This window comes from Mesorhizobium sp. ESP6-5, assembly GCF_020164695.1.
GTDB classification, from domain to species: domain Bacteria; phylum Pseudomonadota; class Alphaproteobacteria; order Rhizobiales; family Rhizobiaceae; genus Mesorhizobium; species Mesorhizobium australicum.
The window spans coordinates 18,751-41,128 of record NZ_JAIUGR010000019.1 but is presented as its reverse complement, the minus strand read 5'-3'; the positions used below and the strand labels follow the sequence as shown (position 1 = coordinate 41,128).

Genomic DNA, 22,378 nt, shown 5'->3' with positions numbered 1-22,378 from the left:
ACCGCCGGCCTGCCCGTCAAAGAAGCGTGCGGGCCGCAATGGAACTCTTGGCCGTCAACTGCATTATCCAGTCCGGGCAAAACGGGGGCGATATGGGGGTCACTTCAGGCGATCGTCAATCTGAACTGCAACGCTTCGAGCTGTTGGCGGCGCTGGGCGACCGGATTCGCGAGATTACTGATCCTGCCGAACTGGCCCACGCAGCCGCGGAACTGGTAGGGAGACATTTCGATGTCAGCCGAGCCGGATACGGCACGATCGATCTTGAGAAAGAAACCATCACGATCGAGAGGGATTGGAACGCGCCAGGCATCAAAAGCCTGGCTGGGACCCTGAATTTCAGGAACTACGGCTCGTATATCGAGGACTTGAAGCGGGGCGACACCGTTGTCTTCGACAATGCCGAGACAGACCCGCGAACAAGGGACCATGCAGAGGCTCTCAAAGCCATCAGCGCCCAATCCGTCATCAACATGCCGGTTACCGAGCATGGCGGTTTGGTGGCGCTGCTATACCTGAACCACTCCGCGCCCAGACGCTGGGCCAAGGAGGAGGTCGCCCTTATTTCGGAAGTGGCGGACCGGACGCGTACCGCCATAGAGCGGCTTCGCGCTGAGCGAGCGCTGCGTGAGAACGCCGAACGCCTGGCTTTTCTCGACCGTCTTGGAAGGGAGATTGCCCTCGCGGCCGACGCCGACGCCGTCATGGCGATCACCACTCGTCTGTTGGGCGAACATCTTGCCGTCTCGATTTGCGCCTACGCCGACATGGAGCAGGACCGGGACCATTTCACCATCCGTGGCGACTGGAGCGCACCCGGCTCGCCCAGCATCAAAGGGTATTACAGTCTTACCGATTTTGGTCGCCTGGCGGTCACCAATCTCAGCGCCAATCGGCCGCTCATCATCAACAACAACCTCGAGGAAATCGCGCCCGAGGAGGCAAAGACCTTTCAGGACATCGGCATAACGGCAACCATCTGCATGCCCTTGGTAAAACAGGGCCGGCTGACCGCCCTGATGGCCATTCACGACAAGCAGCCCCGCGTCTGGTCACAGCGCGAACTGTCCTTGCTGACGGAGGTGACGGAGCGGTCCTGGGCTCACATCGAGCGCGTTCGCTCGGAACAGGCGGCCCGGGCCAGTGAGGAGCGCCTCCGGCTTGCCACGGACGCAGCCGCTATCGGGACCTGGGACTACGATCCCGTCACCAAGGCGCTGCGGTGGGATGACCGGTGCAAAGCCCTTTTCGGCCTCCCGCCAGACGCGGAGGTAACATATGAAAGCGCGTTCCTGGCGGGTATTCATCCAGAAGATCGGGCCCGCGCCGACGAGGCCGTACGCCAGGCGCTCGCGCCGGGCACGTCTTCCCGCTACGACATCGAATATCGGACGGTCGGCTTGCACGACGGCAAGGAACGCTGGATTGCGGCAGCGGGCGAGTCGCTTTTCCAGTCAGGGCGCGCGGTCCGCTTCATTGGTACCGTCATGGATATCACCGCGCGAAAGCGGGTGGAGCATCAGCTTCAGATGATGAACGTCACCGCTGCCGCGGTAGCGGCCGAGCTCGACGTGGAGCGGATTGTTCAAACGGTAGCTGATGCCGGCGTAGCGCTGTCGGGCGCACAATTCGGAGCTTTCTTCTACAATGTGATCGACGACAAGGGCGACAGCTACATGCTCTACGCCCTGTCGGGCGCACCTCGCTCCGCGTTCGAAAAATTTCCAATGCCTCGCAACACGGCGGTGTTCGACCCCACTTTCCGCGGGAGAAGCGTGGTGCGCTCCGACGACATCCTCGCCGACCCCCGCTACGGCAAGAACTGGCCCCGCAAGGGAATGCCGGAGGGCCATCTGCCAGTGCGTTCCTATCTTGCGGTACCGGTCGTCTCGCGTTCGGGAGAGGTGCTGGGCGGCCTCTTCTTTGGTCATGCAGAGATCGGCGTCTTCGCCGAACAGCAAGAGAAGGCCTTGCTGGGGCTTGCGGGCCATGCCGCGACGGCAATCGACAATTCTCGACTGTTCAAGGCGCTGCAGACGCTCAATGGCACCCTTGAACAACGTGTCATGGACGAAGTCGCCGAACGCACCAGAGCAGAAGAGCACCTGCGGCAGGCCCAGAAGATGGAAGCTGTCGGACAGCTTACCGGTGGCATCGCGCACGACTTCAACAATATGCTGGCTGTCATCATCGGCGGACTGAACCTTGTGCAGCGCAAGCTCAGAAACGGCGATACCAACGTCCACCAGTTCGTGACCGGCGCGATCGATGGAGCCCAACGTGCTGCAGAACTTACCAAGCGGCTGCTTGCCTTCTCTCGCCAGCAACCTCTGGCGCCCAAGCGCCTGAATCCAAATCGCCTCGTCTCGGATATGAGTGAATTGCTGAGCCGGACGCTTGGCGAGACAATCCAAATCGAGACCGTGCTCGCCGCGGGACTTTGGCATGTGGAAGTCGACGCAGGGCAGCTGGAAAGCGCGTTGCTCAACCTTTGCGTCAACGCGCGGGATGCCATGCCCGCTGGTGGAAGGCTGACCATCGAGACATCCAATGCCCATGTCGACGACCGGTATGCGAGAGAAAACGCAATACCCTCCGGCCAGTATGTGATGATAGCTGTCACGGACACCGGAACCGGCATGACCGCTGACGTGTTGGCCAGAGCCTTCGATCCGTTCTTCACCACAAAGGGGGTTGGCAAAGGCACCGGGCTGGGGCTCAGCCAGGTTTATGGATTTGTTCGCCAGTCCGGCGGCAGCGTCAAGATCTATTCCGAGCAGGGTATCGGAACCACTTTGAAAATCTATCTGCCGCGCTCGCACGGCGACGTGGTCGACAGCCCGGCCGAGTCCGTGGCGGGCGAGCACCCCGGCAGTGAGGACGAGATCATCATGGTTGTCGAGGATGAAGATCGCGTCCGGCTGATGGCTGCGGAGGCGCTGCGGGAACTGGGCTATTCCGTGTTGGAAATGCAAGGGCCGCGGGACGCGCTGGCGGCCGTCGCAAGCGGGCAAGTGCCGTCGCTTCTGTTCACTGACGTCGTCATGCCGGAGATGTCCGGCCGGGAACTGGTGGATCAGGTCAAGAGCATGCACCCGTCGCTAAAAGTGCTCTACACCACCGGCTACACACGAAACGCGATTGTCCACAACGGCACACTTGATTTTGGAACGGAGCTTTTAACCAAGCCCTACACGATTGACGAATTGGCAGAGAAGATCCGTAAGGTGCTGGATCGCAAGTGAATGGTCACTGTCCGAGGCACACCAATCCCTCTCCGCTTCAGTTACTTTACGGGACGCCGCGCTTGGGCGGAATTGATGCCTTCGGCAAGACAACTGCCGTACCGCAGAGGCTATTGGGGCTTCGTGCACCCAACAGTGAAACCTTTTCCCTACTCGCAGCTTGTTTGCGACACCGGAGGAAACGATCGTGTCAAGGCGAGATGGAGAAATGGGGGATCAACCGACCAAGAGGCGTCGTACACGTCCCTTGAAGGGCGAGGACGCGGAGGTCCGGCATGTCGTCGAAACGCATGACCTGTCGCCCGCTCAGGCAAGGGAGCTGGTACGTCGCCACGGCAACGATTGGCGCAAGATCGATGAGGCGGCGAAGTCATACAAGGACAGCACCTGACGGAAGCCTCCAGGTCTCTCGGGAAGACGCTAAATCCTATTTACAGCAGCGGCTCATCTCGCCTGACAGGCTTGTTCGAGAGCCCGCGATTTCCAATTGAAAAAGAAAGCCCACTGCCTCGGGGGAGTGCAGCGGGCGATCGGCTAGGAGTTGAGGGGACATCTCCACGCTGGGTAAACAACAGATCAACAGCGGATCGGTTCCAACGCTGCTCTCCGTTCATTCGCTTCGCAATACGCGCCCGTGGCAAGGGAGCCGACGCCTAATCTCTTTCCGTGCCTTGTTCATCATCAGAATGATCGATGAATTCCCCCTCTTGCAAGCTCATAACCGGGTATCAACCGCAAACCCAGGCAAGCCATGCTCCCGGCGTATTTGAATGCACCAGCAGCGGATCAGGACCATCACCAGGATTCTCGGCCCTCCCGCAGATGGATAGACGTCCCGGCCTACGCCCTGGATCAAGGTGGCCCGGCGCTGCGCCTTCATCAGAAGTTGGGCCCGGCGTTTGCGGATGTCGGGATTGCCGATCAGCTCAAGAAAGTCGCGGCCCAATATTCCGAAAAAGCCGCCGTGCATGACGGCGTGAATCAACTGTCGTATTTCGAGCTTGCAACTGCCGTCGAAGTCCTGTCCCGCCGGATCGCTGCCGTCGTTCCCGAGGGGCGACCGATCGGAATTTATCAACCAAACTCCGTCTGGTACATCGTTGCTGTCTTGGCGAGCATGGCGGCGGGAAGGATTTCGGTCCCGCTCAACGCTCGGGACCCAATCGCCCGTGTCAACGAGATCGTGGGCGTCGCGCGGCTCCGCGCCATTCTTGGCGTTGGAAACCGGCATGCGGGTTTACCCGAGGACATCCGGTGGATCGATGTGACTGCCAGCCCCGCGCCGACGGAGCGGCTGTCATCAACGCAATTGCCTGCCGTATCCGTCGATGCACCGGCGATGGTTCTTTACACGTCTGGCAGCACCGGATCTCCAAAGGGCATAGTCAACAGCCAGCGCAGCCTGCTCTGGCGGGTGCACCAATATGCCGATGCGTGTCACATCAATTCCGACGATGTCTTCCTCCCCTTGACCGGGCCCGCCACCATAGCCGGATGTCGAGAAATCCTGACTTCGGTCCTGTGCGGCGCCACTTTGCATATGGTCGACGTGGAAGCGATCGGCCTGCGTGCGGTTCGCGAGCGAATGCAGCAGGTTGGCGCGACGCTTACTTACCTCGTGCCCGCGCTGCTTCGCGCCCTCATGGCCAATGCCCCCGCCGATGCGTTCGGGTCGCTCAGGGTGGTCCGCGTCGGCGGCGAGAAAGTGCTTTGGACCGACATTGCCCTTTTGCGAAAGGCGATTCCTGCTCATTGCCTCGTACAGATCGGCTACTCGTCAACCGAGACGACCGGGTCACAATGGTTTCTGCCTCGCGTTCAACCAAAGAACCAAACATCCGTGCCGGTCGGCCGGCTCTTGCCAGGAATAGCTTTTGCGATCGTCAACGAGGACGGTGACAGCGTACCGCGGGGCGGAAGCGGGGAACTCGTCATCAAGAGCCCCTACGTCTTGCTCGGCCACTGGGAAAACGGCACCGTCATCCCCGCCGAGGCGGACCCCGATGATCCAAGTCAACGGATATTCGCGACCGGCGATCTCGTCCAATTGGACAATCGGGGCCTGCTGAGGATCGTCGGCCGCAAGGGGCGGCAGATAAAGATCAACGGTCGGCGCATCGAGCCGGCCGAAGTCGAGAGGATCCTGCGCTCCGCCTCGTCAGTCGAGGATGCGGTGACGATCGTGACCGAGGCCAACGAACTGGTCGCTTTCGCGATCCCCAGGAATTCCGCCGGTCCGGCCTTCGCCGACGACCTTCGCCAGCTGCTTGCAAAGACGCTACCGCCGCCACTGCGGCCGCTTCGGCTCCACAGGGTAGAGGACATTCCGCGCCTGGCGGGCGGAAAAATAGATGTGGCGAAACTCGGGAAAATGGATCTTCTGGCCAAGAAGCCTACCCAAGTTGCCGATCCACCGATTTCAGGCAGCGATCTCAAGGCCCATCAAGCAGTGCAGAATGCCTGGACCAGGGTCCTCAACACGCGGGCAGCCGTCGGGCGATGGGATGAAGCGGGAGGGGACTCGCTGAAGCTGCTCCACTGCGTCATGGAGATCGAGAACGAAATCGGCCAGGAACTGGATCTTGAGGCATTTACCGTCGGGATGAGCGCCGAAGCGATGGTCAGCGCGGTCGCGTCCGCACAAGCCGGCAATGCGCCCGATCATGTGCTGGAGCATGATCGGCCTTTTCTCTTTCTGTTTCCCGGCTCCGTGGGCTATGGGCCTAGTCTTGCAGCCTTCGCCTCAGCCATGGGCAAAGTCGCAACGGTCCGTCCGATAAGATATCCCAGCCTCGCGACCATTCTCAGCGGCCAGAACGATCTTGCCGCCATGGTGGACGCCGCGCTTGAACAGATCAACCGCATCCAGCCGTCGGGCCATGTAAGGCTACTCGGCCACTCGCTCGGCGGAGCCGTCGCATTCGAAGTTGCCGTGCGCCTGCTGAAGGAGGGAAGGTCCGTCAAGTTTGTCGGTATCCTCGACACCAGCCTGGCTGGCGAGCGGAGCCGTCCGTGGGAGACAATCACCCGCACCTTGCGTCGGGTCCGGTCCAACCGCATGTCACCCTATCGAATGGCCTGCCGTGTTTTGGCGAAGCTCACGGTCAAGCTCGGCCAGGAAGCTCGTCTTGCCCAAGCCATCGACCACTTTTCCCGAGGACAATTCAACGCAACCAGCTTCCGCATCAAGCTGGAGCTGCAGGAAGTCTTGCGTGCGCAGGCCTTCTTCCGTTGGTTGGAGCAGCCAAGAACGGTGCTCCCGATCACCGGAACGCTGTTCCGTTGCGCGCGACCGGGAATGCCTCTTGCGATCGGATGGGATCGGGTGTTCGCGGACCTGCAGGTCATCCCGATTGCCGGCAACCACATTGATCTGGTCGTCGAGCCTCACATCGGCGTCAATCGTCCGCTGATCGAGGAGGCGGTCGCTCGCACTTATTCGCCGGCCGAGTCTTCAACCATGAAAGGCAGCTTCGCGTGACTTCGCGGTTCGGCAAGGATGTTCTGGCACTGGATGCGGCCGCGGAGGTCGACCGCATCGTAGCATCCGTGCGCGAGCAGGTATTGGTCACGCTCCGCCGGCGCGGAGTGGTGGTCGGGCTCTCAGGCGGCATCGACAGTTCGGTGGTCGCGTCGTTGTGCGTGGCTGCCTTCGGCAAGGACAGGGTGCTCGGGATCTTCATGCCGGAGCGTGACTCGTCCGGGGACTCGCTGAGGCTGGGGCGCGTTATCGCCGGTCAGCTGGGCATCGACACCATCGCCGAGGACATTGCGCCGGCGCTCGACGCCATCGGTGCCTATAGCCGGCAGATAGAGGCCATTCGCACCGTTGTTCCGGACTACGGCGAAGGGTGGAAATGCAAGCTGGTGCTGACCTCGGTGCTGGAGAGCAAAGGCCTCAATATCACCCGTCTCACCGTTCAGGACCCCCAGGGGAAGATCGATACCGTGCGCCTGTCAGGAGCGGCCTATCTGCAGATAGTGGCCGCGACCAATTACAAGCAGCGCATTCGCAAGATGACTGAGTACTATCACGCGGACCGTCTCGGCTATGCGGTGGCGGGCACGCCTAACCGGCTCGAATATGATCAGGGTTTTTTCGTCAAGCAAGGCGACGGAATCGCTGACCTGATGCCGATCGTCCACCTCTACAAGACGCAGGTCTATCAACTGGCGGAATATCTCGGTGTGGACGGGGAGATCCGGCGCAGGCCGCCGACGACCGACACCTTCTCCATGGCGCAGAGCCAGGAGGAGTTCTACTTCGCCCTGCCCTATCATCAGACGGACCTATGCCTCTACGGCGTGAACCATGGCATCTGCGCCGATGATGTCGCTGATGTTGCCGGGTTGTCACCAGACGAGGTCCAGAAGGTCTTCAAGGATATCGAAGCCAAGCGTCGAGCGGCGCGCTATCTGCACGCCCAGCCTTTGCCTTCGGTGCCAATGACGGTGGACTGAACGGATGTGCGGGATCGCCGGAATTGTCGCGCTGAGCGCCACTGCCCCACCTCCTTCGCGGGAAGCGCTGTTGCGTATGGTGGGCGCGCTTGCACACCGCGGACCCGACGAGCGGGGGCTGTATCGCGACCGACGCGCGGGTTTGGCGCATGCCCGCCTGTCCGTGGTCGACCTGCTGCACGGCCAGCAGCCACTCGCCGACGTCAGCGGCCTGACATGGATCGTCTTCAACGGTGAAATCTTCAACTACGTCGAATTGCGCGACAAGTTGATCGCGCTTGGTCACCGCTTCCGCACGCATAGCGACACGGAAGTCGTGCTCCACGCTTACCAGGCCTGGGGCCAGGCCGCCTTTGAACGGATGAATGGTCAATGGGCAGTCGCGATATGGGACTCTGCTGCCGGCCGCCTGATCCTGTCGCGTGACCGCTACGGCATCTGCCCGCTGTATTATTGCGAGCACGGCGGCCGCGTCTTCTTTGCAAGCGAAGTCAAAGCCATTTTCGCTGCGGAAACAGCGATTCCTCGCGCCTTTGATCCGACAGGAATCGATCAGACGTTTACATTCTGGACGGTGATCCCACCGCAGAGCGTCTTCGAAGGCGTCAAGGAACTGCAGCCTGGACATATCCGACTCTATGAGGGTGGCGTGGTACGGGAGACGGCCTTCTGGGAGCCGCATTATCCCCGAATTTCCGCTTCGGACCCTGAATGGTTCAGCGGCTCGTGCGACGATGCCGTCGAGGCGGTCCGCGGTGCGCTCGAAGCCGCGACGGCGCTGCGGATGGTGCAGGCCGACGTGCCGGTGGGCTGCTATTTGTCCGGTGGGCTCGACAGCTCGCTTGTCGCGGCGCTTGGGAGACGTTTCGCGGGGAAGCGCTTCCAGACATTCTCCTTGCGTTTTGCCGACGAGGAATACGACGAGACCTATTTCCAGCGCCTGGTCGCCGCCGCCACCGCGAGCGAGCACCACGAGGTGGTGATTTCCCGCCGCGACATTGCAGCGGTTTTTCCCGAGGTCGTCTACCACGCCGAGCGGCCAATCCTGAGGACGGCCCCGGCACCGCTCTTCCTTCTGTCCAAGTTGGTCCGCGAGCGCGGCATCAAGGTTGTGCTGACAGGGGAAGGCGCCGACGAGATGTTCGCCGGCTACGACCTTTTCCGCGAAGGCAAGGTTCGCCGCTTCTGGGGGCGTCAACCTGCTTCGAACCGGCGTGCGCGACTGCTTGAGCGACTCTACCCCTATCTGTCGCGCTCACCGGTGCACCAACAGGCCATGGCGCGACAGTTCTTCGGGCGCGATCTTGATGCCTGCGACAGGCCCGGCTTTGCACATGACACGCGCTGGCGCACCACGAGCGCCATCAAGCGCCTATTCTGCCCCGACATGCGCGGCGCCTCGCAGCACCGCAATGCAGTCTCCGAACTGCTCGCCCCTCTCCCCGCCGAATTTTCGCGATGGAGCTTCCTTGCCCAGGACCAGTATCTCGAAATCCGAACGCTGATGTCGGGCTACCTGCTCTCCTCGCAGGGCGACAGGATGCTGATGGCACACTCGGTCGAGGGGCGCTTCCCCTATCTCGACGACGATGTCGTGGCGCTCGCGAATTCGCTTCCGGATGCTTACAAGTTGCGCGTCCTCGACGAAAAGCACGTGCTCAAGCGAGTGGCGCAGCCGATCGTGCCACCGCAAGTCGTTGCCCGCACGAAGCAGCCCTACAGGGCGCCAAACGCGCTTAGTTTCGTTGGTCATGATGCACCAGACTACATTCGCGAAGCACTGTCGGACACGGCATTGCGCGCGGCAAATGTCTTCGATCCGAAATCGGTGGCTTTCCTGCTTGGAAAGTGCCGGTCCAAGGCCGGCGACGGCGATCTCTCCAACTCCGACAACATGGCACTGGTCGGCGTGCTGTCGACCCAGCTTCTGCATCAGCAGTTCATCGCGAGCCGCCCACGCGGAGCGGACAAAGCCGAGCTCAGGATCGACGTTGATCACGAGCAGCGGGAAAGGGTCCTGGCATGATGCACGGCGCCGTACCACTCCTGCAGGACTACCTCATCCATTCCGCCGGCCGGCTTGGCGGCAAGGTCGCGTTGGTGGCCGGCAAGCAACGCGTCACCTACGCGGAGATCGATGAGCGCTCCGACAGGATCGCGCATTTCCTGGCCGCGGCCGGCGTCGAGCGCGGCGACCGCGTCATGATCTTCGCCGACAATACGGTCGAAACCGTCGTCAGCTTCTGGGCGGTCCTCAAGGCGAACGCCGTGGTCTGCATCGTCAACCCGCTTACGAAAAGCGAGAAGCTTCATTACCTGCTCAACGATTGCCTGCCAGCGGCGCTGATCACGGACAGCCATCTGCACTCGATATTCTCCCGGCCGTCGCGCGACTGTCACTCGCTGCGGGCGGTGATTGTCTCTGGGCCGGTCGACGAGGCCGAGTTCAACCGATTGCCGCACGCCGTGCGTTGGGACACGATCATCGAAGGACCTTCTGTTGCGCCGCCGCGCAAATCGATCGACATCGATCTCGCCGCCATCGTCTACACCTCCGGATCCACCGGCGAACCCAAGGGGGTCATGTTGACGCACGGCAACATGACTGCCGCGTGCGCATCGATCGCCTCCTATCTGGAGCTGCGTGAGGATGAGGTGATCCTCAACGTTCTGCCCCTCGCCTTCGACTACGGGCTCTATCAGATGATCATGGCCTTTCGCACCGGCGCACGGCTCGTCCTCGAGCGCTCCTTCGCCTTTCCGGCGCAGATCCTTCAGGTCATCAAGGACGAGCAGATCACAGGTTTTCCGGGCGTGCCCACGATCTTCGCGGCGCTTGCGGAACTCAGATCGCTGAAGAGCAACGATTTCGCGAGCATCCGCTATGTCACCAATACCGCGGCCGCCCTGCCGCTCAAGCAGATTGCCATGCTCAGGGAGCTGTTTTCGGGCGCACGCATCTATTCCATGTACGGCCTCACCGAATGCAAACGCTGCAGCTATCTGCCGCCCGACGATCTCGGGCGAAAGCCCCTCAGCGTAGGCATTGCCATTCCCAACACAGAAGTGTGGATCGTCGACGAGAGTGGTAGGCGGGTCGGTCCGGGCGTCGTTGGCCAACTTGTCGTTCGCGGCGCAACGGTGATGAAAGGCTATTGGGGCAAGCCAGAGGCCACGGCAAGGAAGCTGAAGCCGGGGCCGCTGCCGGGCGAGCAGGTCCTCTACACGGGCGACTACTGCCGGATGGACGCTGAAGGCTATTTGTACTTCGTCGGCCGCGGTGACGAGATCATAAAATCACGAGGCGAAAAGGTCGCTCCCAAAGAGGTGGAAAGCGTGCTGATGGACGTCCCTGGGGTGAAGGAAGCCGCGGTCATCGGTGTTCCCGACGACCTCCTCGGGCAAGCGGTCAAAGCATTCGTCGTCATCGAGCAGGGAAGAATTGTCGGCGAAAGGCAGCTCCTGATGGAGTGCCGGAAACGGCTGGAGAGTTTCATGGTGCCAAAGACCATCGTCATCGTGCCCAGCCTGCCGATGACCGATACCGGAAAACTCAAGAAAGCGGCCCTGTCGTAGATTGTTTCAGAAGCGCGATCGCAAGTCGCCTTTGCAACGGAGGATGGATTAGATGGATTCCATGATATCGGCCGCGGAAAGCGACGACATTCATATCAACCAGATCCGCAGCTTCCTGGCCTCGAATTTCTACATCGCGGACGTCAAGGCGCTATCCCTCACCGCATCATTGCTCGATCAGGGGATCGTCGACTCGACCGGAGTGCTCGAGGTGATCGGGTTCATCGAAGAGACTTTCGGCATCACAGTGGAAGACAGTGAACTCCTGCCGGAAAACCTCGATTCGATTCAAGGAATCGCGCGGTTCATCGTTCGCAAGAAGAAATGATCTGGCGCAAGAAGCAATGATCTGGACGGTCGGCCCGATACCGGCCGAACGCGGTCATGCCTGCCGCCTGGCCCCTGCCAGGACCACCCGCACTTCACCGGCATGGTTGGCGAAGGTGCGTATCTGCTCGTAGCCCTTGCTGCGCTCCAGAAGACTTATGACCTGGCGGTCCTGACCAAGCCCCACCTCGAACAGCAGGACGCCGCCTGGTCGGAGGTAGCGCAGCGCGTCCTTGACGACCCGCATATGAATGCTGAGCCCATAAGGACCGGCCGCGAATGCCTCTCGCGGCTCAAGCACGACCAGATGGCGGCGATCACCCTCGAGCCGCTTCTCCGAAATGTAGGGCGGATTGCAGACGATGGCATCAAGCGTGCCGTTGAGCTCCAGTCCGGACACGCCTTCGAACAAATCACCCTGATGCACTGAAATCCGGTCAGTCAAGCCATGATGAACGACATTTCGCCGCGCCGCGTCGATACAGCCGTCGGTAAGATCGCAGGCCCAAACTCGGGCGGATTGGATATGGCTAGCGATCGCGCAGGCCAGGTTGCCGGCGCCACAGCACATGTCGACGACACGCGGCGCCGGCAGGTCCATTGCGCGCAGGACATCTACGGCAACGGAGCCGAGCAGCTCTGTTTCCGGCCGCGGCACCAGTGCACCGGGCGCAACCAGGATCTTCATTCCCATGAAGATGATGCTGCCTTTGTTGTAAGCGCCGGCGACGCTGATCTCTTCGCTCACGACCGTTCTCGCAACGACATCGAAGATATTGCCGCTACCGGCGACGCCGGCAGCGATTGTCTATTGCACCGCCGCGTTTTCGAGCGCGCTGCTGAACCTGACCTCGATCGTATCACCCGGCGCCACTGCGGTATCCTGGTCGGCCGGCTGCTTGCGCCATTGCGCATCGACGGAGCGGATGATCGTCACCTGGGCCCGCACGGTTTCGCCGCCGATCGGCTGCGGCAAGGCGGATGCTCCCTGCGGCTGCAATTTCTGGCTGACCGCGTGCAGCCTTGCGGTGATGTCGGCAAGGCGCGCCTGTGTATCCCGCAACTCGTTCAACAAACCGGCACGCCTCTGGTTGTCATTGCGCTCGATCTGCCTTGCAAGATCATCCTGTTGGCGCCGAGCCCTCATGAGTTCGACCGAAGTTTCAAGCGCACGGCTCGAGGACAGAAGCACCGCGCGCCGGACATCGGCGAGCCGGTTGTTGGTCAGGTTGCCAGCCTTGAAGAGCTTGGTCACCTGCGCCAAATCCTCTTCATCGGCCTTGACTCCATCGGCTTCGTCCTGCTCGCGCTGGAGCAACGCCTGGACCTGGGTCGCTGCATCCTTGGCGCCCTTCTCCAGAAAGCTCTGCTCCTGCCCGAAATTGTCCAGCGAGAGCTTCAGCCCTTCTGCCTCGGCCTGCGCGATTTCGGTTGCGAGGGAAGAAGACAGCGGAAAGCCCTGGGGGGCCTTCATGTCGAAATCGGGCTGCTTTTGAAGTTCGGCACGTATGCGCGCACTGTGGAAATAGTCCTTGATGTATTCTCCCCAGATCGTCTCATAATCGCGCTGCAGGTCCGTTGGGTCCGGCCCAGCCTGGTTCGCCCGTGCACGCAAGAGGCTGAAGCCGCCGGCGACGGCTATCGCCTGCCGAACCGTCATGAGCGGACGAAAGGCCTGCTGCCCAGGAGCGAGCACTTCGCCAGTCACGTAGATTGGACGGTATTCAGCGATGATCGCCGTCACGTCGCCGGGCCTGACGACCGCCACCTGCTCACGGCCGTCCGGCATGCGTATGTGGTAGATCTTGGTCGGCAGGATCGCCTGCAAGCGCGTCTGAAGTTCGGACGGGGTCAGGCCAGCGACAGGCACCGTGCCTGCCTCAGCGAGGACGATGGTGCCGTCCATCTGCACCACCGCACGCTGCGTCCGCTCGGGAAGCGAGGTGATTGCGATCTCGATGGTGTCTCCGGGCGAAATTCGATAGATCGTCGCATCGGCTGCCGCAGCCATCGGCAGGGCGCAAAGCATCGCAAGCGTCGCAAGCAAGAATCGGCTAAGGTTGACCATTCGCGACAATCTCCTTCTTGTCCTGGTTTTCGGGCCAGTCGACGCGGGTGACGAAGTCGTAAACCGGTCCACCGGCCACGCCCCAATTGCTGGACCAGATCACCTGTGTGCCGTCCGGCGAAGGTGACGCATGCGTCTCGCTCCAGTAGTCGAAAGGCGCGTTGCGGGTCTGCACGATGCGCCGAACTTCGCCGCTGCCGTCGATGCGCAACGCGATGACTTCCCGTGCATATGGTGCCCAGCCTGGATTGGCCGATATCTCCTCCGGGTTGCCGCCATAGGTCAGGAAGACCCAGCCGGGCCGCTTCAGAGCACGCGACGATGCATGCTCTGCTTCGCCGTATCCGGTCAGGGAGGTCACCTTCCCATCGGACAGTCTTCGCTTGATCACGTGATACTTGTCGGGGCCGGATTTGCTGATGCCAACATAGACCTCGCTGCCGTCGTCATCGAGCGTAAGGTCTCCGTGGCCCGGGCGGTGATGGTCTGTCCACCTCTGTCGCAAGGTACCATCGACACTGAAAATGGCCCTCTGCTCGGTGCCGTCTGCCAGGTTTTGAAAGCAAAGGATGTTCGTGCCGAGCGGGGAGATGGTGCAGGAGCTGGTGGTTCCGGGAACCTGAGCGAGATCGATGTCCGGGAATTTGAACCGATCCGCAAGATCGAAGGCGAACACCACCGCTTTTCCATCAGCGCGGACAGCGCGGACAGCTATACGTTTGCCGTCACGGCTTGGATTGCCCTTCGACGGCCCGAACTGCAGATCGTGGTATTGAGCCGTGACGAAGACAACGTCTTCGTGGTTTGTCCTTGGCGCCCATGTCGAGATCTTCCGATCCTCAACGCAGATCATCACGTCTGCGTTTCGAGGATGCCATTCGCATTCACCGCCTTTGTCGCGGTGGAATAGCGGAGCATATGTCTTGCCGTCGAGGAAGCACAGCCCGTTGCAGCCATTGGCCAGCACGAGCAGGCTCTGGTCCGCATTCCAGGCTTGAGCGCTCGAATAGCGATGGCTGCAATATTTCGTCCCACACACGACACCTCCCCCAAGTGCGCCGGGTTTGGTGATGCGCATGAAATTCGTGCCGAATGCCGGATCTGTCGCGGGATGCAGATAATCTGGGAGATCTATCGGCATTGGCGCGACGAACGTCGTGGACATGCTGTTTCCCTGACTGTCGGCCGCCCGCAGCAGGACGGCAAAGGCGATCAGGAGCAGTGCCAATGGAAATGGGTAAAACCTCATGTCATGTAGCTCATTTCGCGGCGTACCCGACCTTCGCCTAGGCGCGCCCGCCACCAATCGATGGTTCTGGCCAAGCCGTGGCGCAAACTCGTTTGCGCAGTCCATCCGGTTTCGCGTTCGAGCCGTGATGAATCGGCCAGCAGAGCGCGAACCTCGGAGTTTTGCGGCCGCAATCGACTCTCGTCGCGGTGAACGGGCTTCTTGCAGTTGCTCAGTTCGCGCACGAGATCGAGCACGTCCGATATGGTCACGGCACGCTGGCTTCCAGCATTATAGGCATGGCCGAATTCGAGTGTGGCTGAACCCGCGCTCAGGAAGGCAGCCGCTGTGTCCTCGACGAAGGTCAGGTCGCGGACCGGGCTGGTATCTCCCACCATGATCGAAACACATTTTGGATCGAGCGCCTGCCGGATGATTGTCGGTATTATGGCTCGTTCGCTTTGTCGCGGCCCGAATGTATTGAACGGCCGGAGGATCACGACGGGCAGGTCGAACGATCTGGCATACGACTGCGCCATCATGTCGGCGCCGATCTTGGACGCCGAATATGGCGATTGTCCCTGAAGAGGATGGGACTCGCTGATCGGCATGCTGAGCGCCGTGCCGTAAACCTCACTGGTCGAGGTGTGAATGATCCGTTCCGTCTCCCATTGGCGGGCCGCTTCAAGGACATTCAGCGTCCCCATGATATTGGTTTCCACATAGGACTGGGCGGCCGCGTATGAGTACGGGATCGCGATAAGCGCAGCGAGATGAAACACGACGGCTTGGCCGCGCACGATCCGGTTCAGGAATGCACCGTCGCGTACATCCCCTCGAACGAGTTTCAGATGACCTCGGATGTCGTCTGGCAGATCATCCAGCCATCCATGACTGTCGAACGAATTATAGAGGGCCAATGCGGTCACCTCGGCACCGTTACGGACGAGTGCCTCGGTCAGGTGCGATCCAATGAACCCATCCGCGCCAGTGACCAGAACTCTCTTGCCATTGTAGCTCATAACCAGGTGTTCCTTCTTTCACCTGAAGCGCTCCGGTTGCCGAGCGCGCACACAGAAACAGCCTTCAACGCCTGAGTAGCCCGACAGGCACCCAGCCGATTACCGCCAGAAAACCGAGGATCATCCACACAACATCCGAAGCGATGGTTCGTCGGGGATAATAGGAAAGATCGAACTTGGCTTTGATCGGAAACAGCGCCTCCCTGTAGAAGGACGACAGGTCTCCTGAGGCCGGGTAGAGAGAGGCTTCGTGACGGAAAAGAACTTGCGTCGGGCCGACCAAGCCGGGTTTATATCTTAGGACCGCCTCGAAGCCGCCATGGAAGCAGTCAGCAAAGGCGAGGCTTTCCGGCCGTGGCCCGACGATGGCCATGTCGCCTCTGAGCACGTTCCAGAGTTGCGGCAACTCATCCAGTTTGGTGCTGGCCAAAATGCGCCCGATCTTCGTCAGCCGATGGTCGCCTATGCTGGTCAACGCAGGACCCTGAGGATCACACAGAACCTCGAATTTGCGGAATTTATAGATATGAAACATGCGGCCCCCTGCACCGATGCGAGGCTGCCGGAAAAGCACGGGGCGTCCGCCCTCGAGAAATAGGGCAAATGCAATCAGCAACATCAGCGGCGCGAAAACGATCGCGGCCAAGGATGCGGCCACGACATCCATCGCCCGTCTGCCAAAACCATGGCTCACGCCTGACACGACGGGCGGGTGGATGGACAGATCAAACGCGTTCATGCGGCGGTTCCCGCGTGGATGCCGCTATTGAGCGCGGTCGCCAGGACGTCCACCACGGCTTCAACCGCGGGCGCGGTAATCTGAGGATGCAGCGGAATGGTCAACTCGCGTTCCGCGAAATCCTCGGTGCGCGGCAGGTGGGTACCCGGGTAAAGCTCACGGTAGAGGGTCATCTGATGAACGGGCGGGTAATGGACCGTGGTTTGTATGTCCTGCGCCCGCAGCTCATCGACGACATGCTGCCTGTTGACGTAGCGCGGCAAGAGGATCGGCATGATGTGGTAAGCCGAGGCTCGCGGTTCTTCGAACGGTATTGTGATCGCCGGACAACGCAACGCGATAAGGCGCCGGTACAACACGACAAGAATGCGCCTTATCTCGTTCCACTCCTGCAGGTTCTGGAGCTGAACCAAGCCGATCGCGGCCCGCATTTCATCCATTCGGTAGTTAAAGCCGAGCATGGTCACATCGTAGTGCGCGGTGCGGCTGTTCAGTCGCTGGCGTGTTCCGGTGGTCATGCCGTGCGCGCGAGCCTGGCGAATCCTGTCCAGCAGTTGGGGGTCCCGGGCAATTACGGCCCCGCCCTCCGCCGTCGTCATGTTCTTGTTGCCGTAGAAGCTGAAGGCGGCGCCCGCACCAAAGGTGCCAACCGCTTTTAGGCCGGGAGCATGTGCCGCATCCTCGATGATCGAGAGCCCGCGTGCGCTGGCGAATGCTTGCCAGGCGTCCTTGTCGGCAAGATAGCCGGCGAAATGAACCAGGATCACGGCCCTGGTGCGAGGGCTGCAGCGTGCTTCTGCTTCCTTGAGCGACATCAGAGGGACGTCTGCCGATTCTATGTCGACAAAGACAGGAGTGGCGCCGACATAGAGCACTGCGTTCGCGGTAGCCACGAAGGTCAGCGAAGGAACCAGCACCTCGTCGCCCGGACCAATCCCCAATCCGTGAAGGATAAGATGAAGGGCTGCGGTGCAGGAACTAACCGCTACGCAGTCCTCTGCCTCGTGCATCAAGGCAAACGCCTCTTCGAAAGCCCGGACCCGTTCACCCATCGTCAGCCAACCGCTGTCGATCACTTTCGCCAAAGCCGCTTTTTCTGGCACTCCCAGGACCGGGGAACTTACCAAGAGCATCGTCACCTCCTCGATGATCCTCGCGCCTGGCCGTTACGCTGCCGCGGCGGCCACTTCGATGGACGCGGACTGCTCTTCCCAAGAAACTGTCTGCGCGTTCTGGAAGTCCTCGACGCGTCCGATGTCGAGCCAAAGACCTTCGTGCTTGTAGACATGCACGACGCGTCCGGCCTGGAGCATCTGCAGCATGAGGTCGTCGAACCCAAACGGTATCCCGGATGGGATGAAGTCGAGGACGTCCGGGTTCATGCAGTAGATGCCCATGCTTACCAGATGCGACAGCGCAGGCTTCTCGCGGAACACCTGCACGGTGTTGTCAACCTCGTCGATCACACCGAAATCCATCTTGGTAAGCCGCAGCGAAGTCGCTATCGTGACGGAGTCTTTGTGCAGGCGGTGCGCTGCGGTAAACCGGCTGATGCTCAGGTCGGTCAGCACATCGCCGTTCAGGACAATGAACGGCTCATTCAATTCGTCTCTGATCAAGGAAAGCGGGCCGATCGTTCCGAGCGGTTCCATTTCCTGCGTGTAGCGGATCCTCAGATTCCACTGCGAGCCGTCACCGCACACGCTCCGGATCAGGTGCCCGAGATAGCCGGTGGTAACGTAGACGTCTTCGATTCCGCTACGCCGCAGCCATTTCAGCAGCAACTCGAGGACTGGCCGCGCGCCAATTGGCATCAGCGGCTTCGGCAAAACCGATGTAAATGGCCGAAGGCGCGTTCCCATGCCACCGCATTGAATTACCGCTTTCATTCGATCCTCCCTACGCACATGGCCAGAGTTGGCCTTGACGGCTGAAACTGCATCCGGAGCCAAGACGGCGAACCGCCTCGCGCAGCAGGGTTTCAGTTGTCCGAACCTGCGAGAGATTAGGGAGCCAACCGGGATACTGTCGTCGTGCGTTTGAATGGCACGGGCGAATTTCTCTGATCCCGGAACCGTAGGGGACGAAACATATCCCGCGGACCTGACGGGCGTGGTCGAGACGCGCAACAGACCAAGGTCCCACTTGAATTGCGATTGAAGGTAAACATTTTCCTAAAACCGAGCTACATTAGCGTACGGTAATTAGCAGGACGGGGTTGTAGGACGTCGGGGTCCACCTTTCTGGACGTACCGGCGCTCCTGCAAGGCGCGGCCAGGTAGTGCGGGTTGTTTGTGCGTGGGGGTTTCTATGTACAAGATCGTCATAGCCGATGATCATGGCCTTTATCGACGTGGCTTGCGCATGGCGCTGACAGCCGGAATCCCTGGTGCGGAAATAATCGAGGCGACCTGTTTTGATGCCGTGGTTGGGCTCTTGGCCGAACACGAAACAATTGATCTTGCGATCCTGGACCTGAACATGCCCGGGCTGCTCACCCAGGAAGTGCTCGGCGATGTTCTCGCCGCCTATCCCAAAAGCAGGTTTGCGATTGTGTCAGGAAACGATTCACGATCGGAAATTTTGTTGGCCCTTTCAGTTGGCCTCCACGGCTACATCGTGAAGTCGCAGCCGGATGAGGAGGTGGTGCTGGCCGTCAAAGAGATCTTGTCAGGCCGCATCTATGTACCAGCCCTCCTGTCGCGAAGCTCTGGCGCAGCCGCGCCTCAGAAACATAGATCTCCCGTGGAGGCTTCGCACCAGGCCTTGGCCAGTCCAGGTTCTCTGGGAAGGCTCACGTCAAGGCAAAAGGACGTACTCAAGCTTATGGCCGAAGGTTATTCGAACAAGGAGATCGCCCGCGATCTCGACATCGCCGAGGCCACGACGAAGATCCATGCCGCCGCAATCTTGCGTGAACTGGGAGTCCGAAACCGCACCGAGGTCGCTGTTTTGATGAGGACATGGCTTGGAACGATCTAAGTTAAGGCTGAATCTCGCCCTGGGATAGGCGTAGCTGATATCGCAATCCACCAGCCGACATTTCCAGTTTCGAAGAGTGACCGACCAAGGGCGTTCCATCGGCGCCAAGGACAATCGACCCAAAACCTTTCCGCAGGACAGGCTTGGCATTTCGGCCGCCTCGTTCGATCCAGTCGAACACGATGTCGCCGTCCGAGCCCTCGGGTGCGACGCCCCACCTTACCTCCACCTGGCCTTGGGAGTTCCCGAGCACCCCGTGCTTGACCGAATTTGTCGTGAGTTCGTGGACGACCATCGCGAAACTTTCCGCAGCGCCTCCGACGATTCTGACATGAGGCCCTGTGATCGTTGCTCTGTGTGCCTCCGCGTAGGGGCGAAGCGCATGTGCGACAATATCGCGGATCGTAGATGATAACTCTGCATTGTTGATCAACAGCAGGTGCGTGGATTCGAGCGCCCGAATTCGCTCTAAAAGATCTCCTCTGTACTTGGAAATATCCTGGTCTGAAGCAGGGATCATTTTCACGACAGCCGTGATCACGGCAAACAGATTACTGAGCCGGTGCCGCTGTTCAAGTATAAGCCGCTCCTGTCTTCTCACCGCGGCCCGCAACAGTGTCGTCTGCCGCCGCTCGGTAAGGTCAGCCGCGATCCCGAACCGCTGATGATAGCCATCGCGGATGTCCTCACGGCCGCGCAGGGCAATCCAGCGGAACTGTCCGTCCGACCGCCGAACTCGAACCTCTGCGTCGTAGTTGGCGGTTGCCGCGATGAATTCTGAATGGGCCCCGAGTTTTGGCCAGTCCGCCGTATGAATGATCGCCGACAGCTCGTCCAGAGGACGGGAAGCGGCTGGCGGCAAACCAAGAATTTCCCAAAATTGATCTGAACCGGAGACAATTCTCTCCTTGTAGTCCACGCGCCATGTGCCAAGCCTTCCGGCGAGCAGCGCAAGGTCCAGCCATTCCTTTTGGCTCAAGAGCGCTTCGCTTGCAGCCCTGCGTTCAGTGATATCCTCGAAGACGACAAATATGCCCATCGGCAGTTGTTTCTCCGGACCAGACCAAGAGAGCGTCACGCGAGCCCAGAAAACAGTGCCATCCTTCCTTCTCAAGCGCATTTCCAAGCCAAACGACGGCGCCTCCGCGCTTAGACCACGTCCAAGCCTGGCGAACAGATCGCGTTCGTCAGGATGAACGAGCGTTTCGATATGCTGGCCGACGAGCTCTTCCTGTGCGTAGCCGGACATACTGCACATGCACATGTTGACCTGCAGCAGCTCACCACGGTCATTTGCGGTCGCAAATCCCAAGGCGGCCCGCTCGAAAGCCCAGCGATATCGCGCTTCGGTCGTTTCGATGGCGGTAAGCCTGTTCTCGGCGACATCGAGCGCGCTCCTCAACTCCTGCCTTGAACGATGGAAAAGAAAGGCGATCATCCCGCCGGACAAGGCGAGGAGAATGGCCCCGGAAAGATCATCTCCGACCAACTGACCGTTCGCCGCCAGGCGAACTGCCAAGCCGACAGCCACCATGGCAAACGTGGCAGCCATCGCAGGCCAGCGGTCCTCCAGGAAGGCGATGATGACAATCGCCGGCACACATTCCAGAAAGGCCGCACTGCCACCACCTGTCAGCGACGATTTCATCTCGATAAAAAGGGTAGCCAGCAGGACGGCCGACGAAACCAGATGTTGTCGTAGCCTGTCCGACAGTACGGGACCGCCTATCCGCAATCTCATCCTGACTACCTACAACTTTTGGCTTAGCCAATGCGGCTTAGAGCCTTTGGTTATCGGACCTAGTGCTGCTGCTCGCTTTCGCGCGCCGAAATGTCAGCCTATCAGAATCATCAGAAGAAAGTTCCAACACTTAGCCCATGCGCTGGCGCCGATCTGACAGCGAAACCGGAAAGTGGTGACGACAATGAACCTGGTCGAACGGCCGAGAAGTACTGTTTTCCAAGTGCAACGTGCGATGGCGGCCATGGGGCCTGGCAGCAGGCCGTCTCCCTTGCGCCATGCCCAAAGCTCCGACCGGCAGGTTGAAAGGCCTGCTGCCGCCACCGAAGGTGACCAACCGCCGCTGCATTCTTTCCCGGGTATGCTTGATCGCCTTGGCTACGGATGTCTCGTGCTCAGCGAAACCAGGAAAGTCCTCAAGTGGAACGCCACCGCGCGCGTCATTCTCAGCGGTTATGGCAGCCAGGTGAACAACGCCGACGGCCTTTCGGGAGCGCTCAGAAGCCTGATCGCGAACGTGCCGTGCCACCTCAACCCCGGATCGTTTGCATGGATTGTGGTCCGCAGCAGCGGAGATCGTCCTGTTGTCATCAACGAGCGCGGCCTCTTCGCAGCCGACAACACGATCGTCGTCGCCCTGTTGGACCGAGAGACGAAATCGGCGCCCAATCCTCAAACCCTGCAGCGAATGTTCGGTTTGACCGGAGCCGAGACACATCTGGCGGTGCGGCTGGCAAAGGGCTACACCCCATTGGAAATCGCTGAAAGCTGTGCGCTCAGCCGGACGACCATCCGAACCCAGCTCGCATCACTGTTCGCCAAAACTGAAACCAGGCGTCAGGCAGAATTGGTCACCCTTCTCGCACGCGTCTCGGTGTTGCCCTAGTTCCCTGAACATTCGGGGATGATCGTGTCCAGCCTTGCGGCCACCGCAGGGGCGGCCGTCGTGTTTCCGTGTTCCATAAATTGGTTCGGCGCGTGCCGCGTCC

The 22,378-nt window shown here is 60.4% G+C and carries 17 protein-coding genes; 9 read left to right on the top strand and 8 right to left on the bottom strand.

Features of this window, described 5'->3' with window-relative positions; all coding sequences use genetic code 11:
- The first annotated feature begins 38 nt into the window (after positions 1 to 38).
- From LB524_RS26380 to LB524_RS26350, 7 genes are all read left to right on the top strand, one after another.
- Positions 39 to 3,245, top strand: coding sequence for a GAF domain-containing protein (locus LB524_RS26380; protein ID WP_411909943.1), 3,207 nt, complete (start codon positions 39 to 41; stop codon positions 3,243 to 3,245).
- Positions 3,246 to 3,492: 247 nt separating this feature from the next.
- Positions 3,493 to 3,636, top strand: coding sequence for a hypothetical protein (locus LB524_RS26375; RefSeq protein ID WP_167331116.1), 144 nt, complete (start codon positions 3,493 to 3,495; stop codon positions 3,634 to 3,636).
- 360 nt (positions 3,637 to 3,996) lie between these two features.
- Positions 3,997 to 6,726, top strand: coding sequence for a non-ribosomal peptide synthetase (locus LB524_RS26370; protein ID WP_224531223.1), 2,730 nt, complete (start codon positions 3,997 to 3,999; stop codon positions 6,724 to 6,726).
- On the top strand, positions 6,723 to 7,706 hold the full coding sequence (nadE, locus tag LB524_RS26365) for an NAD(+) synthase (RefSeq protein WP_140614629.1): 984 nt from the start codon (positions 6,723 to 6,725) through the stop codon (positions 7,704 to 7,706). The genes LB524_RS26370 and nadE overlap by 4 nt, the downstream gene beginning before the upstream one ends.
- Before the next feature lie 4 nt (positions 7,707 to 7,710).
- Positions 7,711 to 9,732: an asparagine synthase (glutamine-hydrolyzing) gene (gene asnB, locus LB524_RS26360; protein WP_224531221.1), complete on the top strand. Its 2,022-nt coding sequence runs from the start codon at positions 7,711 to 7,713 to the stop codon at positions 9,730 to 9,732.
- Positions 9,729 to 11,282 (top strand): class I adenylate-forming enzyme family protein, encoded by a 1,554-nt coding sequence (locus LB524_RS26355; protein ID WP_224531218.1) that lies wholly within the window; start codon positions 9,729 to 9,731, stop codon positions 11,280 to 11,282. The genes asnB and LB524_RS26355 overlap by 4 nt, the downstream gene beginning before the upstream one ends.
- Positions 11,283 to 11,334: 52 nt before the next feature.
- Positions 11,335 to 11,610, top strand: a complete 276-nt coding sequence (locus LB524_RS26350; RefSeq protein WP_015316399.1) for an acyl carrier protein — start codon at positions 11,335 to 11,337, stop codon at positions 11,608 to 11,610.
- 54 nt (positions 11,611 to 11,664) lie between these two features.
- Here the strand turns inward: LB524_RS26350 and LB524_RS26345 are convergent, their stop codons facing one another.
- From LB524_RS26345 to LB524_RS26315, 7 genes are all read right to left on the bottom strand, one after another.
- Positions 11,665 to 12,357 carry a N5-glutamine methyltransferase family protein gene (locus tag LB524_RS26345; RefSeq protein WP_140660810.1) on the bottom strand — a complete coding sequence of 231 codons (693 nt, stop codon included), beginning with the start codon at positions 12,355 to 12,357 and terminating at the stop codon, positions 11,665 to 11,667.
- 60 nt (positions 12,358 to 12,417) lie between these two features.
- A complete protein-coding gene (locus LB524_RS26340; RefSeq protein WP_224531215.1) occupies positions 12,418 to 13,677 on the bottom strand; it encodes a polysaccharide biosynthesis/export family protein in 1,260 nt (419 codons plus the stop codon).
- Positions 13,664 to 14,926: a hypothetical protein gene (locus LB524_RS26335; protein ID WP_224531212.1), complete on the bottom strand. Its 1,263-nt coding sequence runs from the start codon at positions 14,924 to 14,926 to the stop codon at positions 13,664 to 13,666. Before LB524_RS26335 ends, LB524_RS26340 begins: the two co-directional genes overlap by 14 nt.
- A complete protein-coding gene (locus LB524_RS26330) occupies positions 14,923 to 15,927 on the bottom strand; it encodes an SDR family NAD(P)-dependent oxidoreductase (RefSeq protein ID WP_140614634.1) in 1,005 nt (334 codons plus the stop codon). Before LB524_RS26330 ends, LB524_RS26335 begins: the two co-directional genes overlap by 4 nt.
- A 64-nt stretch (positions 15,928 to 15,991) precedes the next feature.
- The gene (locus LB524_RS26325; RefSeq protein ID WP_224531209.1) at positions 15,992 to 16,666 is read right to left on the bottom strand and encodes a sugar transferase; all 675 of its coding nucleotides are present in this window, start codon (positions 16,664 to 16,666) and stop codon (positions 15,992 to 15,994) included.
- Positions 16,663 to 17,799, bottom strand: coding sequence for a DegT/DnrJ/EryC1/StrS family aminotransferase (locus LB524_RS26320; RefSeq protein WP_015316393.1), 1,137 nt, complete (start codon positions 17,797 to 17,799; stop codon positions 16,663 to 16,665). The genes LB524_RS26325 and LB524_RS26320 overlap by 4 nt, the downstream gene beginning before the upstream one ends.
- Positions 17,800 to 17,832: 33 nt before the next feature.
- Complete coding sequence (locus LB524_RS26315; protein ID WP_015316392.1) at positions 17,833 to 18,555, bottom strand: NDP-sugar synthase; 723 nt, start codon at positions 18,553 to 18,555, stop codon at positions 17,833 to 17,835.
- Positions 18,556 to 18,976: 421 nt separating this feature from the next.
- Here LB524_RS26315 and LB524_RS26310 point away from each other — a divergent pair, with 421 nt between their 5' ends.
- Positions 18,977 to 19,648: a LuxR C-terminal-related transcriptional regulator gene (locus tag LB524_RS26310; RefSeq protein WP_224531205.1), complete on the top strand. Its 672-nt coding sequence runs from the start codon at positions 18,977 to 18,979 to the stop codon at positions 19,646 to 19,648.
- A 1-nt stretch (position 19,649) separates the two neighbouring features.
- On the opposite strand, the gene LB524_RS26305 is transcribed toward LB524_RS26310, so the two are convergent.
- Entirely contained in the window at positions 19,650 to 21,389 is a 1,740-nt protein-coding gene (locus LB524_RS26305; protein ID WP_140660807.1) for a PAS domain S-box protein, read from the bottom strand.
- A gap of 184 nt (positions 21,390 to 21,573) precedes the next feature.
- Here LB524_RS26305 and LB524_RS26300 point away from each other — a divergent pair, with 184 nt between their 5' ends.
- Complete coding sequence (locus LB524_RS26300) at positions 21,574 to 22,275, top strand: helix-turn-helix transcriptional regulator (protein ID WP_224531203.1); 702 nt, start codon at positions 21,574 to 21,576, stop codon at positions 22,273 to 22,275.
- Positions 22,276 to 22,378 lie beyond the last annotated feature (103 nt).